The organism is Shewanella sp. HL-SH4 (assembly GCF_051164845.1).
Classification (GTDB): domain Bacteria; phylum Pseudomonadota; class Gammaproteobacteria; order Enterobacterales; family Shewanellaceae; genus Shewanella; species Shewanella glacialimarina.
This window is the reverse complement of sequence record NZ_CP195037.1, coordinates 1,659,752-1,675,318: the sequence shown is the minus strand read 5'-3', so window position 1 is coordinate 1,675,318 and position 15,567 is coordinate 1,659,752. Positions and strand designations below refer to the sequence as shown.

16 protein-coding genes are annotated in these 15,567 nt (G+C 41.1%); 5 read left to right on the top strand and 11 right to left on the bottom strand.

The genetic code is table 11. The features are described from left to right. Positions 1-3: 3 nt before the first annotated feature. The 9 genes from ACRWQL_RS08300 to rraA all read right to left on the bottom strand — a co-directional run bounded on the left by ACRWQL_RS08300 (position 4) and on the right by rraA (position 7,116). Positions 4-555: a hypothetical protein gene (locus ACRWQL_RS08300; RefSeq protein WP_434953066.1), complete on the bottom strand. Its 552-nt coding sequence runs from the start codon at positions 553-555 to the stop codon at positions 4-6. A gap of 46 nt (positions 556-601) precedes the next feature. After that, positions 602-1,357: a twin-arginine translocase subunit TatC gene (gene tatC / locus ACRWQL_RS08295; RefSeq protein ID WP_434953065.1), complete on the bottom strand. Its 756-nt coding sequence runs from the start codon at positions 1,355-1,357 to the stop codon at positions 602-604. Positions 1,358-1,360: 3 nt separating this feature from the next. Next, entirely contained in the window at positions 1,361-1,804 is a 444-nt protein-coding gene (gene tatB, locus ACRWQL_RS08290) for a Sec-independent protein translocase protein TatB (RefSeq protein ID WP_434953063.1), read from the bottom strand. Positions 1,805-1,810: 6 nt separating this feature from the next. Further along, positions 1,811-2,041, bottom strand: coding sequence for a Sec-independent protein translocase subunit TatA (tatA, locus tag ACRWQL_RS08285; protein WP_226411552.1), 231 nt, complete (start codon positions 2,039-2,041; stop codon positions 1,811-1,813). A 109-nt stretch (positions 2,042-2,150) separates the two neighbouring features. Continuing rightward, complete coding sequence (gene ubiB / locus ACRWQL_RS08280) at positions 2,151-3,800, bottom strand: ubiquinone biosynthesis regulatory protein kinase UbiB (protein WP_434953062.1); 1,650 nt, start codon at positions 3,798-3,800, stop codon at positions 2,151-2,153. Continuing rightward, a complete protein-coding gene (locus ACRWQL_RS08275; RefSeq protein ID WP_434953061.1) occupies positions 3,797-4,417 on the bottom strand; it encodes a ubiquinone biosynthesis accessory factor UbiJ in 621 nt (206 codons plus the stop codon). The genes ubiB and ACRWQL_RS08275 overlap by 4 nt, the downstream gene beginning before the upstream one ends. Further along, entirely contained in the window at positions 4,417-5,172 is a 756-nt protein-coding gene (gene ubiE, locus ACRWQL_RS08270; protein ID WP_434928051.1) for a bifunctional demethylmenaquinone methyltransferase/2-methoxy-6-polyprenyl-1,4-benzoquinol methylase UbiE, read from the bottom strand. Before ubiE ends, ACRWQL_RS08275 begins: the two co-directional genes overlap by 1 nt. 300 nt (positions 5,173-5,472) lie before the next feature. After that, positions 5,473-6,513, bottom strand: coding sequence for a formimidoylglutamase (locus ACRWQL_RS08265; RefSeq protein ID WP_434953059.1), 1,041 nt, complete (start codon positions 6,511-6,513; stop codon positions 5,473-5,475). A gap of 117 nt (positions 6,514-6,630) precedes the next feature. Then, positions 6,631-7,116, bottom strand: coding sequence for a ribonuclease E activity regulator RraA (rraA, locus tag ACRWQL_RS08260; protein ID WP_226411542.1), 486 nt, complete (start codon positions 7,114-7,116; stop codon positions 6,631-6,633). Between the two features lie 397 nt (positions 7,117-7,513). Between rraA and ACRWQL_RS08255 the strand changes: the two genes are divergently transcribed. The 3 genes from ACRWQL_RS08255 (at position 7,514) to ACRWQL_RS08245 (ending at position 9,647) form a co-directional block, all read left to right on the top strand. Continuing rightward, positions 7,514-7,768, top strand: coding sequence for a uroporphyrinogen decarboxylase (locus ACRWQL_RS08255; RefSeq protein ID WP_226411540.1), 255 nt, complete (start codon positions 7,514-7,516; stop codon positions 7,766-7,768). Positions 7,769-8,075: 307 nt separating this feature from the next. After that, entirely contained in the window at positions 8,076-8,585 is a 510-nt protein-coding gene (locus tag ACRWQL_RS08250; protein ID WP_226411538.1) for a phosphatase PAP2 family protein, read from the top strand. 12 nt (positions 8,586-8,597) lie between these two features. Continuing rightward, entirely contained in the window at positions 8,598-9,647 is a 1,050-nt protein-coding gene (locus ACRWQL_RS08245; protein WP_434953058.1) for an MJ1255/VC2487 family glycosyltransferase, read from the top strand. 97 nt (positions 9,648-9,744) lie between these two features. Here the strand turns inward: ACRWQL_RS08245 and rsd are convergent, their stop codons facing one another. Beyond that, positions 9,745-10,218 (bottom strand): sigma D regulator, encoded by a 474-nt coding sequence (rsd, locus tag ACRWQL_RS08240; protein WP_434953057.1) that lies wholly within the window; start codon positions 10,216-10,218, stop codon positions 9,745-9,747. 445 nt (positions 10,219-10,663) lie between these two features. On the opposite strand from rsd, the gene hemE reads away from it, so the two are divergent. Beyond that, a complete protein-coding gene (gene hemE, locus ACRWQL_RS08235; protein WP_434939811.1) occupies positions 10,664-11,728 on the top strand; it encodes a uroporphyrinogen decarboxylase in 1,065 nt (354 codons plus the stop codon). A gap of 391 nt (positions 11,729-12,119) precedes the next feature. Here the strand turns inward: hemE and ACRWQL_RS08230 are convergent, their stop codons facing one another. Next, complete coding sequence (locus tag ACRWQL_RS08230; RefSeq protein ID WP_434953055.1) at positions 12,120-13,754, bottom strand: endonuclease; 1,635 nt, start codon at positions 13,752-13,754, stop codon at positions 12,120-12,122. 513 nt (positions 13,755-14,267) lie between these two features. On the opposite strand from ACRWQL_RS08230, the gene ACRWQL_RS08225 reads away from it, so the two are divergent. Beyond that, entirely contained in the window at positions 14,268-15,509 is a 1,242-nt protein-coding gene (locus ACRWQL_RS08225; protein WP_434953054.1) for a lysozyme inhibitor LprI family protein, read from the top strand. The last annotated feature ends 58 nt before the right edge of the window (positions 15,510-15,567 follow it).

The window sequence follows — 15,567 nt, the reverse complement described above, 5'->3', positions numbered from 1 at the left end:
AGTTTACTTGATCCGCTTTACTCGAGTGGTTGAGTTGCGATCATCTGTGCCAAGTAAAAATGAGCTTAACGCGCCTTTTTTGATGTATATTTTTTGGCCTTTATTCACTTTGTATCGATCACTTTGGCTTTGTTTCCATATTTGGCCATTGGCTAACGTAATAATAAGTGCACCATAAGGATCTTTGTCCACATCAGCGACATTAAAATAGAGTTTTTCAATCTCATCTTCAGCGACTTTCTTTTGCAATCCAAAAGACTCGTCTGGAACCTGGGTTGTAGCAACAGGTACGGATACGGCAATCGAGGCAGCAGCTTGACTTGGTTTTACAATTGGAGCATCAGTGGTAGTTACAGACTTGGTGACAGCAGTAGCTACTGTCGCGTCATTTTGATTCGTTAATTGTACTGTTGCAGCGACATCATCATAACAAATGAGCCGTTCAAGTTTATCGGCTTTAATTGCACAAATTGACAATTGTTGTTCTAATTCGGTATTTGCTTGTGCAGAGCTAGAGGCCACAATAATGGCTGCTGCAATCCAAGTTAAGCGCATGATTTATTCCTTGTTATTATTAACTAATCACTGGTTGGATTAGGGATTAGCCATCAGAGTGCTCATTTGTTGGCACATCTTCTTCGTCGTCTTTTGGAGTATACATCTTAGCAGCTAATAAACCGCCCTCAAATAACAGTAGCATAGGAATTGCTAACATAGTTTGCGAGATGATATCAGGAGGGGTAAGGATCATGCCAATAACAAATGCCCCTACAACGATATAAGGACGTTTCTCTCTTAATTCATCAGGTGTTGTCACACCTGCCCAGCAGAGTAATACCACAGCTACTGGGATTTCAAATGCTAAACCGAAAGCAAAAAATAGCTTTAAAATAAAACTTAAATAACTACTGATATCGGTAGCAACTTGCACGCCTTCAGGCACAACACTCGTAAAAAATCCAAATACGACAGGGAAAACAACATAATAAGCAAAAGCGATGCCTAGATAAAACAATAAGGTACTGCTAGCAAGTAGCGGCATAACCAAACGCTTTTCATGTTTATATAATCCTGGTGCCACAAAAGACCAAACTTGAAACAACACATAGGGTATTGCGACAAAGAATGACAACACTAAGGTTAATTTGAATGGTGCAAAAAATGGCGCTGCAACATCGGTTGCAATCATACTGCCAGTTTCTGGTAATGATTTCATTAATGGCAAGGCAACATAATGGTAAATGTCATTAGCCCAATAAACGCTAATAATAAAAACCAGTAGCACACTGCCAATGGCTTTAAGTAATTTTGTGCGTAATTCTAACAAATGGCTAATAAGCGGTAGCTGTTGCGACATGAATTATCCGTTTGATTTAGGGCTAGAGTGGCTAGTGTCTGATGTCGATTTAACAGTTTCATCACCTAGTTTGTCTTCGCTAGGCTGACTGACTGTTGAGTCATTAGCTATCGGTGTTGATGCTGGTGATTTTGTCGGATTAATGTCTTCGACCTGATAAGGACGATTTACCGATTGGGCAGCCTGTTTTAATTCATCAATTGATTGCTGTAGCTCAGGTGACAAATTGGTTAAACCTTTGCTTTCTGCTTTTTTTAAATCGGCATGTAACTGCTCGATTTTAAGCTCTTGCTCAAGTTCATCTTTAACTGAATTGGCCATGCGTTTAATCGCACGGATCCAGCCAGTGATTGAACGTACTGCAACTGGTAAACGTTCGGGGCCGAGAACAACCAGCCCCAAAATACCAATCAGCAGCAGCTCCATAAAGCCGATACCGTCAAACATAATAAATTACGCCTGTTCTTTGCTCTTAGACTCAGGCTTTTTTTCATCAGCCTGTTGAGAGGTTTGTGCTGTGGCGTCTTCTAATGACTTTTTCTCATCTTCAGATGACATGGCGTTTTTAAAGCCTTTTACGGCACCGCCTAAATCACCGCCTAATGAACGAAGTTTCTTCGTCCCAAATAATAACACTACGATAAGTGCGACGATTAAAAGCTGCCAAATACTGATGCCGCCCATGGAATTTCCTCTTTAAAATATAAAATGGTGTCTTGTTTCACAAAACTTAAAAAACCATTATAAGGTCAAATTATGTAAGTATTATGAACTTCTAATAAATTAGTGCTAGCTAAAATTTACGGTTCTTTGGCCTAGATCGCCATCCTGCTATCCATAAAGCACTGCCAATACCGATACAAGTATAAGCTGACCATAGTGTAGCGCTTTGGGTGAATAATATTGTGCCACAGATCAACAAAACGGCAGAGGTGATAAGCAGGTAATTACTTTTATGAGATTTCTGCTGATAACGTAAGTACTTATCAAGCATTTGCTGTTGTGTGCCTAATAATTTTCGACCTACTTTGAGGTTGTCATATATCAGCTCAGGCAACTCAGGCAGCATCTCTGCCCAATAAGGTGCGTTAGTTTTCACTTTGTTAAACATGACTTTAGGGCCGACTTGTTCTGCCATCCAGTTTTCTAAAAATGGCTTAGCTGTTTGCCATAAGTCCAATTGAGGATAAAGCTGACGGCCTAAACCTTCGATGTACAGCAAGGTTTTTTCAAGCAGCACTAACTGAGGTTGTACCACAATATCAAAGTGACGTGCGGTACGGAACAGCGCTAATAACACATGCCCAAATGAGATCTCATCAAGTGGTTTATTAAACATAGGCTCGCAGACTACTTTTACCGCTTGCTCAAACGCTAATACGTCAGTGTTTTCAGACACCCAACCAGATTCAATATAAAGCTGGGCAATGCGATGATAATCACGATTAAAAAAGGCTAAAAAGTTTTCCGCAAGATAGCGCTTATCTACTTCGGTTAATGTGCCCATAATGCCGCAGTCTAAGCCTATATAATAGGGGTTTTCAGGGTGTTCGGTACTGATGAAAATATTGCCGGGATGCATGTCCGCATGGAAAAAGTTATCCCTAAACACCTGAGTAAAAAACAACTCTACGCCACGCTCAGCCAGCAACTTAAAATTAGTCCCCTGGGCACGTAAAGCCTCGGTATCAGAAACTGGAATACCGTACACACGTTCCATTACCATGAGCCTTTGATAGCAATGTTCTTCATATACATAAGGGACATAAAGCGAGTCTGAGTCTAAAAAATTGTTTCTGAGTTTGGTGGCATTCAACGCTTCAAGTTTGAGGTTTAATTCGCCCAAAATTGTGGTGCGATAATCTTCTATCACTTCAGCAGGGCGCAGACGATTTCCTTCCCCTAAAATGCGATCTAATGTATTTGCCGCTAGCATCATTAGCTGAATATCGGCATTGATATTGGCTTCAACATTGGGACGTAATACTTTCAGTACGACTTCTTTACCATTTGATTTTAAGGTGGCGGTGTGGACTTGAGAAATCGATGCGCTGGCTAGTGGCGTGTCTTCAAAATTATCAAACAGGTTTTCAATCGGTTCACCTAAGGCTGCTTCAATCGAAATACGCGCTAAAGCAGACTCAAATGGCGGGACGCGATCTTGCAGCATTGCCAACTGATAAGCCCACTCATCGTCTAATAAGTCTCGACGTGTGGATAGCATTTGACCTAGTTTTATATAAACAGGCCCCAGCTCTTGCATCGCCAGCTTTAAGCGCTCAGCGGGTTGTTTATTTTTATGACGGTTACCTAGCCAGAAGAAACAAGCGCGCAGTAATTTGAAGTACCATGGCTTTTTATTTTTAGGTAATAAATCATCAAGTCCGAAGTGAAGTACGGTTTTAATGACTTGATAACCGCGCCTGATACTAGCAATTGTCATGAGGTTATTTTGTCTCTTAGTTGGGCAATACGTGTATCGATATGTTCAGTTTGCGTGACAAGTTGTTCCAGATTATCACGAAAGTGCAGGAATTCGATTTTATGCGGTGCAAGGCGGTATTCTTCGGTGGTTAATTGCCCTAGATGAGCACGAGTTTTTACCAGCACGGACTTGATATCTTTGCCTATTTGCTGGGTGGTGGTGAATAATTTATGCGCCGGTGCGTCACCAATGTATCGTGATAGTGGTTCGGCAAAGTCAAATTCGATGTTTTGCATGTAGTGACTGAAAGTTTGCAATAACTGAATGTCACCTTCAATACTGAGCTTATCTTGTTTAATTAACTCGGTGAGGTTGGCACCTTCACGGAGTTGGTACAAGGTCGATGCATCCGCTTTTACGGTGACAGCTACCTCGCCTTCAAAATGGCTCATCACTTGAATTTGCTTGGCAAAAATAATGTAAATCGGCCAGGATAATTGTGATAATTGTATGCAAAACACTTTACCGTGTAACGGTTTTAAACGAGCGTAATCTTGCTGCGCTTGAGCAGGCAGCTTGGCAAAGCCTGACTCAATCGCTGCGCACGTTAACAAGGCTAAGTGGTTGACGCTCATTAAAACTTATAACCTCTGTGCAATGCGACAACACCGTCAGTCATGTTGGTGTAATCCACTTGTTCTAAACCCGCATCAATCATCATTTGCTTTAAGGTTTCTTGGTCGGGATGCATACGAATTGATTCGGCTAAGTATTCATAGCTATCTGCGTCTTTAGTGATTAACGCGCCCATTTTAGGCAGTACTTTAAAGCTGTAAAGATCATAAACCTTACGCATAATTTCATGTTGTGGTTTTGAAAATTCTAACACCAGCAACTTGCCGCCTGGTTTTAAAACTCGTTGCATAGAGCGCAGCGCCGCATCTTTGTCGGTTACGTTACGTAAACCGAATGCGATGGTGATAATGTCAAAATAGTTATCAGGAAACGGCAAGGCTTCAGCATTAGCTTGTACGTATTTGACGTTATTGACAATACCCTTATCACGTAGCTTAGTGCGGCCAACCTTAAGCATAGAATCATTAATGTCGGCTAAAACGACTTGACCAGAGTCACCTACAAGATGAGAAAACTTAGCGGTTAAATCGCCTGTGCCACCGGCTAAATCTAATATTTTCATACCTGGGCGAGCCGCGGCTACTTCAATAGTGTGACGTTTCCAAAAACGGTGAACACCAAATGACATAACATCGTTCATGATGTCGTATTTTGCCGCAACAGAATGAAATACATCCGCAACAAGATCGGCTTTCTTTTCAGCCTCTACGGTTTTGTAGCCAAAGTGGGTGTTTTTTGATTCGCCCTCAGACATGGGTATATTCCTATAATGTGCGATAATTAAGTGCCAGTTTATGCCATCGTTGCAGCTTGTAACATCACCTAAGCGCCAGAGTGTGATAACAATCAAGTCGATAATAAATGATACGTGCTTAAGCCAAACTTGATCATTGGCGTTAGCTTGATTTGGCTAAGGTTAAATCGAGATATTAACTTCAGTAAAGTGAAGCATAAATTTGCCCCGCATTAGAGCATAATTTAACGATAAAAATCTACTCTGCTGGTGTTTGTGCTGTTAATTCGAACTTGTTTTTTGCAACATCTTTCATCCATGTTAGCCCAGTTTGCTCATTCGACCTTGAATATAGCTATAAATAAGCTCGCTTATGCCTTGGCCTACATCACGGTATCCCGCCGTTACTCCAGCCTCATGGCACTGCGGCGCAGCTTCTGCTAAATGCAGATAGGCGCAATCACATTGTTTGGCGACACGGTAAACGTAATGACAAGCGTCTAAAAGGGGCACCCCTGCAAACGTTGATGCGCTACTGGGCATTTTAGCGATAGCATCAACGTCAAGCTCAAGGCCCACAGGTAACCCCGTGTTATTTAACTCGCGACAGATATCTTTAAGAGCTTGATCTAAGCTTATTTCGCGGTGTACCCATATTTGCTGAAAACTGTGCCAACTGGCTCCAAATAAGCTGAGCTGCTCTAAGGTTGCTTCGCTATTTTTAAGTTCGTGTAATCCTAGAATATGGTAATGGTCGAGTGAACCATTAGCCGCAGCATAACTAAATCCATTGCCACTGTGCCGACCTTCTCGCGGCCTAAAATCACTGTGTGGGTCAAGGTTGACAGCTGCCATTGGTTGATTAAAGGTTTGTTTAGCGGCAGTTAACAGGCCATAGGCATTATTATGCCCACCACCAATCACAATCGGCTCTAACCCTGCGGCAAACACTTGGGTTAATACTGCTATAACCTGATCATCAAGTTCTGCCGTTGCTTGGCGTAATGTGGCGGTATCAGCGTTAGCGTCAACAACTTGACCTAGAGTAATTTGACCCACGATCATGCATTGTTTACCGCTAAAAAAGCGGTTTGACTGTAAGTTGGCAAGCTGGCTGATACTTGCCGTAAAGGCATCATGTGAGCCAGCGCGGCCTAAATTAGCCCGGGGACCAATATCTTCACTAATGCCAATAATGGCGAACTTAACCCCTTGGGTAGCAGCATGTGCAAGTGCTACTGAAATATCACCATCTTGATCTCCTTCAAGCGACAATAGCTGAAATTGTTGCCCAAGTTTTGTTTCACCTGTGCGGCAATTCAGTAAGGATTGAAGATCGGTTGCATGGAATGACGTGAGCATAAATACACCTTTAATGAGTTTATGATACGGAACAGTAGCTGCTAAGTTTGCAAGGGTAAACATGGTGAGTATAAAACAAAAAAAGCCAGCAATGCTGGCTTTTTATTATTGGAATTATTAATCAATATCCAAAGGTTCTGGAGATAAAATCACCCCAGTGTTATCGGCATAAATATGGTCGCCAGGTAAGAAGGTCACACCGCCAAAGTTCACTGGCACTTCAACTTCGCCAATGCCATTACTATCGGCACCCACAGGAATAGAAGCAATAGCTTGAATACCAATATCTAGCTCTTCTAGCGCATCAACATCACGGACAGTACCGTAAATGATAATACCTTCCCAATTGTTGGCTACAGCAATTTCAGCAATACTAGCATCTAGTAGTGCACGGCGTAATGATCCGCCACCATCTACTAACAATACTTTTCCTTCGCCATCTTCCTGTAAGGCTTCAGCAATTAAACCGTTATCTTCAAAACATTTAATGGTGCTTATAGAGCCGCCGAAAGAGCTGCAACCACCATAATTACTGAACATAGGCTCGACAACGTCGACCACATCGATATACATGTCGCACAGTTCTGAGGTGTTGTATTCCATAGATAACTCCTAGTGGCTGCAATAGTTTCATTGCTCTGGATTAATTGCTATTAAAGGTAATAGTTAAGTGAATTATATGGGGTTTATTTTAAATTAAAAGCGTTATTCGTCACGACCTTGTTGCAAATCAAACTAGAATGATAATACTATATAAAAAACACAATGGTCTATTTTGAGAACAATAGGTGGTTTTGTAAGTAATTTACTTTCAAATTTAACTGTTTATCAATCAACTGTAGATCATGATCACTAAAATACGTTTATAAATTACTAACATACCTGGCAACTTGTTAACATATCAGTGGTTTTTAGGCATTGGTTTATTTTATTTATTTGCTTTAGGGGCATGGATCCCTCGTTACGCTTATGGATGGCAGAGAGCCTTAAAGAGGTTCTTATGGATAGTTCAAATATGGTTGAAATATTAGGTTACGTTGCTTCTGTTATGGTAGCGATTTCATTAATGATGAAAGATATCATTATGTTACGTTGGTTGAATTTCGTCGGTTGTGGTTTATTTGCTGCCTACGGTTATGCCATTGATGCTTGGCCCGTTGCTGGTATGAATGCGTTTGTTGCCGGTATTAATATTTATCACTTAGTGAAAATTTATCGCAATAAAGCACCAGAAACTCAAGCTGCTTCAGCGTAAAAAAGCATCTTACTTCATTCACCCTTAGTTGTTATTTACACAATAAAGGGTGAATAGTAAGTGTTCTGGCCAGTCAGTGCTTGTCGCTGTTGCGTGACAAACATCAAACATCTCGCTTTCTGTTCTATTACTCCTATTTATTATATTTGCCTGTCATTTCAACTTCTCTAGCTGCGCGTTTAGTTTCTATTGTCATAAAAGCTTCGAATAAATGTCACTCCACATTCATTGGCGCAGATTAGTCTGCCAAAGTGGATTAAATAAAAGTGGATTAAACATTAGCGCATGATGCGCGACAGGAGTGGCGATGAACCTGATTACAAAAGTTGATCAATATCTGTTTTATTCGATTATTCGTTTTACTCGTGAACAACAATTGTCACCAACCGCGTTAAAAATATCCGCAACGGGTGATGGCCATTGGTACGTTTATCTGTCTGTCGCGATATTGTTATCCCACAGCCAAGGCCAATCATTTTTCAACCTATTACTGCTCGGATTTTTAATTGAGCTACCACTATATTTAGTGCTTAAAAACGGCATACGACGCCAACGACCTTGTTATGCGTTAGTCGGTTTTAATTGCCATTTTGAGCCATCAGATAAGTTCAGCTTACCTTCAGGACACACAGCTGGTGCTTTTGTGCTGGCAAGTGTTATTCATGTGTATTTTCCCGTATTAGCGCCATTAGCTTATCTATGGGCAATAACGGTCGGCTTCTCTCGTATCGCACTTGGGGTGCACTATCCATTAGATATCGTAGCAGGAATGGGGCTAGGTATTGGGTCAGTTATGCTAGCTGAAAACATTATATAAGGGTGAAATAGCATGAAAATTCTTTACGGAGTTCAAGGAACTGGAAATGGTCATATTAGCCGTGCACGTGTGATGGCTAAGGCAATGAAAAATAAAGGAGTCGATGTCGACTTTCTGTTTAGCGGTAGACCCGCCGAACATTACTTCGACATGGAGGAGTTTGGTGACTATCAAGTGCGTAAGGGATTATCATTTGCTACAGATAATGGGCGCATTAATTTATTAAAAACCGCTCAAAAAACGGTAAGTCGTTCGATATTCAATGAAGTTAAACAATTGGATGTGCGCGGCTATGACTTAGTGTTAAACGACTTTGAGCCTGTTACCGCTTGGGCGGCAAAACAGCAGGGGGTTAAATCGATATCTATTAGCCACCAGGCAGCATTACAGCATTCGGTGCCTAAGCAAGGTGGCAGTTGGTTAGATGAAGTCATTTTAAATCATTTTGCGCCGGTTGATATTGGATTAGGGTGCCATTGGCATCACTTCGGCTTTCCAATTTTGCCGCCATTTGTAGAGGTTTCTCCATCAGAGGTTCAATATGGCCATCAAATTTTAGTGTATTTACCGTTTGAAAGTGCCGATAGTATCGCCGAATTTTTAACGCCATTTGATGACTATCAGTTCTATGTTTATCACAGCACCAAACCTATTAAACCTTTACCTGAGCATATTCAATGGCATGGGTTTAGTCGTGATGGATTTAAACTGCATTTATCTGAATGTGGTGGCGTAATAGCCAATGCGGGGTTTGAATTAGCCAGTGAAGCGATGGCATTAGGTAAAAAGCTACTAGTTAAACCGCTAATCGGCCAATTTGAGCAGTCGGCTAATGTAGCAGCACTAGAATTGCTTGCCGCAGCGGATAGTATGCAAACGCTGGACAAGTCTAAATTAACGCGCTGGTTAAAGGCGCCGTCACCTAAAGCTATTCGTTACCCGCAGGTGGGGGATAAACTGGTTGACTGGCTTAAAACGGGAGAGTGGCAGCAGCCTCAACAGCTATGCGACCAACTTTGGGATCAAGTAGAGTTACCTGAAAATTGGCATAAAAGGCAGTAATAGTAACTTCAGCGAAATAAAATAATAAACCCATGATAAGTAACATGGGTTCGTGTATAACTTTCAATTTTAACAATACTGGTTAACGGTGTCGTAATTAAGATTGAGAATAACGGCTGTGAAGAATTTCTAATAACTCATCTTCAAATTCAAAACGTGATTCCATTGCCTGGGCAAGTTGTGCTAAGTCTTTATCCAGTTGGTAAAGGATATTTTCATCTTCAGATTCGGTATATTTATCATTAAAATCGAGAGCAGTATCGGTACTTTCACTGATTTTAGGCAGCAAGTTCTGAGCAGTCGCTTTGCTGTCCTGACCATGGGTAGCACATTCGCTCACTACTCGGTCATATACTTCAAAATGTCCTTCAGACACATAATCTACAAGCTGCTCACAAAAATCCTTCACATCTTTGATGCTAGGTAGGCCTTTTTCTGCCTGTTTATTAGGTGAAAGTCCAACAAGGGTAAAGTATTTAACCAGCAATTTACGACGGTGAGTCAGCCATTGGTCGACTAATTTGTTAGCTCCACCCCAACGTTGCTCAGCTTGTTCTAATTTTATAAGCATACTTGTATTCCTGACGTTCAACCGATCAATTATAACCACTGTATTGGACAAGTATGTAGTTGATCAACTGTTTTATGCTTTATTTATCAATGGACAAACCAGCCTTAATAAATTACCAGAGAATTTAAAATAAAAAACCCAGTGATAGATAACTATCACTGGGTAAATAAGCATTTAAGGGCTCGATATATCGTGCTTCTTGATTGTTCTTGCTAGCGCGTACTTTTTATACCAAACACTCACCAATGGTGCAACTAATAATCTACTTTATGGGGTACTAACAATATTGTTGCTGTTTTTGTGAACAAAGATTGAGGCGTTTTCAGATTTTTGAATACAGATTTAGTAATAGCTCACATAAATATCGCATAAGTGGTTACATTAATCGCGTAAGTGCTAAACTACCGACCTGCAAAATTCATAACTATCTAGGAAAATAGCCCCCATGGCAGAACTAAAGAATGATCGTTATTTACGTGCTTTATTAAAACAACCTGTAGACAGAACGCCAGTATGGATGATGCGTCAAGCAGGTCGTTATCTTCCAGAATATAAAGCCACACGTGCTGAAGCCGGTGATTTTATGTCTCTTTGTAAGAACCAAGATCTAGCATGTGAAGTGACCTTACAGCCATTACGTCGCTATGATTTAGATGCCGCTATTTTGTTCTCTGACATTTTGACCATTCCTGATGCAATGGGTTTAGGTTTGTATTTTGAAACCGGTGAAGGTCCACGTTTTCAGCGTCCTACCGATACAATCGATGCCATCAAAAAGCTTGCTGTGCCAGATCCAGAAGATGAATTAGGCTATGTAATGCGTGCTGTAAAAACCATTCGTCGCGAATTAAACGGTGACGTACCGTTAATTGGTTTTTCGGGTTCACCTTGGACTTTAGCCACTTATATGGTTGAAGGCGGTTCAAGCAAGACCTTTGAAAAAATAAAGAAAATGGCATACGAAGAGCCAGCAACTTTACACATGTTGTTAGATAAACTAGCTGATTCAGTGATTTTATATCTCAACGCGCAAGTGGCCAACGGTGCTCAATCGTTAATGATTTTCGATTCATGGGGCGGTGCGTTATCTCACCATGCTTACCGTGAGTTCTCGTTACGTTATATGCAAAAAATCGTTGATGGGTTAACTCGCGAAGCCGAAGGCCGCACAGTACCAGTGACTTTATTCACTAAAGGCGGCGGTTTATGGTTAGAGGCAATGGCTGAAACCGGCTGTGATGCTCTAGGTTTAGACTGGACTGTAGATATTGGTGATGCACGTCGTCGCGTAGGGCACAAAGTGGCCTTACAAGGTAACATGGATCCATCAGTACTTTACGCTTCACCTGAGCGTATTCGTCAAGAAGTTGAGCAAATCTTAGCGTCTTACGGTGAAGGTAGTGGTCATGTGTTTAACTTAGGCCATGGCATTCATCAACATGTTGATCCAGAACATGCGGGTGCATTTATTAAGTCAGTTACCGAGCTGTCGGGTAAATACCACAAGTAATTCAGCTATATTTAATAAGCAAAGCGAACCTCAGGGTTCGCTTTTTTTTGAATTAAAAACTGACTATAATTTTTTTGCCTTACCCGTTGATAGTCAACATTAACTTCATTGGATTCCTTCCTGCTACGGCCATTGCTGAAAATCCCTAACGCTTTCGATGTGCTGTCCTTAACCCAAAGAAAGCTAGCTTGGCATGTACTCGATGTAAATGGTGTCCGAATTATTTCAAATATGACTGTTACATCTACTTCTTGTTGTTCTTATTCTTATTTGTATATTTTATTGAAGTCGTCAATGAGGCTAAATCTCAGTATTGAAAACATCAGGTGTAAAAAAAGTGATTCAATAAAAAACCCAGCCTGGGCTGGGTCTTTTTTATTGACGAGTTCGATTAATTACATGAGCTGCTATAAAGATCCTCGGCCCACATTGGGTTATCGATGAAGGGGTTACGGTTCAACTGCCATTCATACACACGGTTATTACGACGACGCTCCCAATCACTCACAGGATCTTGAATGTGCCAGCTAAGCAAGGTGCATAAATCACCCAATAGTGCCTCACCAGTACCGGTAACCCCTTTGGCTACAGTCAGGTTAGGTGTACCACTGTTATCGCCGCCTTCATAACGCACATCCATATAAAACACCATGCGCGCGACATCGCCTTTAACCATGTTTGCAGGCTCGAAACTATCCGCATCTGTTTTGTTATCTGGCGCTTCAGTTAATGGCGACCCACCTAAGGCAAAATCTTTATTACCACGACTGCTATTAACAGTCACATCGGCAGGACGCAAATGGTGTAAGTCGGTATAGGCATGTTGTCCGCTGCTAGGGAAGCCATGGCTTTTAGCCCATACATGTTCACGATTCCACGCATCTAAAGAATTACTCATACCGGCACGGTTTGTTTTAGGCTCTGAGCGATTGGTATAGAGTAAGATCACATTATTAGTGTTGCTTGGATCTTCATCTGCATAGTTAAGGCCATCCCAAACTTGATCATAGGTAAAGCGGGTATGATCGCGAATGATAAGGTTTAGACTCGCCTTTAACGCGGCGCCTGTTTTACCGTTCGTGTTGGCATAATAGGTATCGAAGGCATAATCACCAGGGTTTCCTGTACTGCCGCCCGATGTGGCAGAAGTATAGTTAGCCACTAAGCTCGTAGCGCTAAAGCCTTGATAGGCTGTGATGTTGACAAAATAACGACCTGCTACTGCTGTAGCAATAGGGCATTCTTCATTATTACCAGTTAAGTATGGGCGACAATCAAATACGCTTGCCGTTGGCTCACTGCCCTGGCGCACATAAAGATCCGCATCACCACTACCGCCACTCATTTTAAAACTAAGCCCAGTTGCCCCAGCTGGAATATCGGCGACAAACTTCAATGTTTGCCCTGTGCTGGCGCTTAGGCTTGTCTTGGCTTGGCCATTTTCGAGTAAGTTTTCCGTTGGTGCTGGCGGCGTGCCACAGCTAGTAGTTAAGCTGCCTACACCTGGATTGCCAGCATTGCTGCCCACACTCCAATCAGCTTGGCTTTTGGTGTTGGTACTGGTGCTGCGCACCAAAGACACGTTAGTGGCATTAAGTGTCCAACCACTTAAACCACCTTCCCAAGCGACGACATCAACGTCTTGAGTACCCTTGAGCAACTTAACGTAATCACCTGAGTTACCTAAAGATAAAGGCATAGGCGCTAAATCGGCTTGGCGGGAGAACAGGCTGTTAAAACCCGCAGCGTTTTTGGCTATCGTAAAGTATTGCCCCGACGCCAACGTGCCGCTTAATGCTAAACTTGCGCCATTGTCGCTGATGCTATATTGGCTTAAGTCGATGCTGCTGCAACTTGCGTTGTAGAGCTCGACAAATTCTTCAAGGCTATCATTATTGGGTGCATCGTAGAGCACTTCGCTTATCATCAGATTGGCACTGGCACTGGCACTGGCACTGAATGCTAGGCCTGCGAGTGCCAGTGTTACTGCTGTTTTTAGTGCTATAGTGGATTTAATCATCAACATAACTCTCTTTAATATTTATTATTATTGAGGACTTTCATAGCAGTTTTTCATGGAAATTCTCAATAATGATTTCCTTAGAAAACACCACGAAAGTCCGACCCCATTCAAATCCATTTGAGTTTTGTTAAAGCGGCTGGAGTATGACATAAACTTAGTTACGTATATGTGACCAGATTGTTATTTATAAAAAAGAATATGGCGATATATGGGGTCTCTCGGTGGACATTAAGCATGGTCATTCCTATGGGTTGATCTTAAAATCCTTTTATCGTTTGTTGCTTATACCCACTCAAAACATATCTTATCCTTAGAATGTGGTTATGAATTAGCTATGCCGATCCAGTCCATATCCTATGTGTTCAGTCATTTAACTGAGAATAATATTGTCTTCTATCAGGTAGTTGGTGGTGATAAGATACAAGATGCATTGTGTTAATATCACGCATTGTACATTTCGAGCTATTTTTGCCTTTTATGAGGGCGCAATATTTGCACATCAAGGACGTGGCACATATGAAACTGAGTTATTTTAAGCTGTTATCCATTCTGGTTTTATCGTTTGAGGTTAACGCAGCCAGTTATGATTGTGCTGGTAAATTAAATTTAACTGAGCAGGCAATTTGCTCAAGCAAAGCGTTAAATTTATTAGACGAGCAATTATCTCAATATTATTCAGCACAGTTAGCAGTATTACAAAATGCTGAAAAATCTGACTTGATCAATAATCAACAAAAATGGATAAGAAAAAGAAATCATAATTGCCAGGCTAATGTAGATTGTTTAGTCGTTGTTTATTCGGCAAGAATTGAGCAGTTAAGTTTTACACCTGAGAGAATCGAGGCTACCAACACCACATTCACGCATCTGCCTAAAGTTGATAGCTTTGAAGTTGAAAAAAAATGCGATTTTTTAAACCTTACCTTTCCTGAAAATGTAGCGGTTTATGCTGGTGGCGCTTACAGCGGCTATAAAACCAATTACCAGACTGATGAAAGTGGTCATATGACAACGGTTTTTGATGTTGCGATAAACTCTCCCAATGTACCAGTTGCGCTAATTTTAGGTGCTTATGAACCTTCGGTATGGAATATTAAGTGGACAAAAAACACCAAAATAACAGCGGTTTACGCTATGGGGCACCATAAGCAAGTTGTTGCGGGATTACCAAACGATACTCCTGTTGTTATGAGTAGTTCTCGTGAAAGGCCCAATTGCCGTGATAGTTTTTATATCAGCGCTAAAACTCTGGATAAAATAAACCCTCTTTCAATGAAACTTTTTAATAAGAAAGTATCATTAGTCACTTTTGCTAAAAGCGGTAAACTTGGATTTGGTAATGCTTTTAATCAAAGAACTGAATTTTTTACTAATGCAGCCAATACTTTACACAACCATGTCGATCAGTCATTACCGCTAGCAGGAAAAGCGGGAATAGATGAATTATTGGCAAAGGGCGATATAAGAAGCTACAACAATAAAGATATTGAAAAGTGGGTTAAGTTAAAGTCGAATCAGCTTAATGAAGACTTGCCTCCTGTTTCTGGAATAGATATTTCATCAAGATACAAGCCAAAACATATCGGTGTTGGTTATGTTATTCTCAAAAAAATAACGATTCCGGCTGGCTTATTTGGCGGTAATCGGGTCACATTTTTTTTGAATGAGAATGTTCCCTATCCAGAGGGAAGTCTTGGTCACAGTGATTTATACGATTTTAATACTCTTAAATGCCATGGGTCATTATGTAATATCTGATTATATAATCGTTCAACATCATCAAACCTTATTATGTTTATGTTTTATTTTGTTTTTA

Coding starts and splice junctions, on each gene's coding strand:
- ACRWQL_RS08300 (WP_434953066.1), bottom strand. CDS start 555: ATGCGCTTAACTTGGATTGCAGCAGCCATTATTGTGGCCTCTAGCTCT.
- tatC (WP_434953065.1), bottom strand. CDS start 1,357: ATGTCGCAACAGCTACCGCTTATTAGCCATTTGTTAGAATTACGCACA.
- tatB (WP_434953063.1), bottom strand. CDS start 1,804: ATGTTTGACGGTATCGGCTTTATGGAGCTGCTGCTGATTGGTATTTTG.
- tatA (WP_226411552.1), bottom strand. CDS start 2,041: ATGGGCGGCATCAGTATTTGGCAGCTTTTAATCGTCGCACTTATCGTA.
- ubiB (WP_434953062.1), bottom strand. CDS start 3,800: ATGACAATTGCTAGTATCAGGCGCGGTTATCAAGTCATTAAAACCGTA.
- ACRWQL_RS08275 (WP_434953061.1), bottom strand. CDS start 4,417: ATGAGCGTCAACCACTTAGCCTTGTTAACGTGCGCAGCGATTGAGTCA.
- ubiE (WP_434928051.1), bottom strand. CDS start 5,172: ATGTCTGAGGGCGAATCAAAAAACACCCACTTTGGCTACAAAACCGTA.
- ACRWQL_RS08265 (WP_434953059.1), bottom strand. CDS start 6,513: ATGCTCACGTCATTCCATGCAACCGATCTTCAATCCTTACTGAATTGC.
- rraA (WP_226411542.1), bottom strand. CDS start 7,116: ATGGAATACAACACCTCAGAACTGTGCGACATGTATATCGATGTGGTC.
- ACRWQL_RS08255 (WP_226411540.1), top strand. CDS start 7,514: ATGGATAGTTCAAATATGGTTGAAATATTAGGTTACGTTGCTTCTGTT.
- ACRWQL_RS08250 (WP_226411538.1), top strand. CDS start 8,076: ATGAACCTGATTACAAAAGTTGATCAATATCTGTTTTATTCGATTATT.
- ACRWQL_RS08245 (WP_434953058.1), top strand. CDS start 8,598: ATGAAAATTCTTTACGGAGTTCAAGGAACTGGAAATGGTCATATTAGC.
- rsd (WP_434953057.1), bottom strand. CDS start 10,218: ATGCTTATAAAATTAGAACAAGCTGAGCAACGTTGGGGTGGAGCTAAC.
- hemE (WP_434939811.1), top strand. CDS start 10,664: ATGGCAGAACTAAAGAATGATCGTTATTTACGTGCTTTATTAAAACAA.
- ACRWQL_RS08230 (WP_434953055.1), bottom strand. CDS start 13,754: ATGTTGATGATTAAATCCACTATAGCACTAAAAACAGCAGTAACACTG.
- ACRWQL_RS08225 (WP_434953054.1), top strand. CDS start 14,268: ATGAAACTGAGTTATTTTAAGCTGTTATCCATTCTGGTTTTATCGTTT.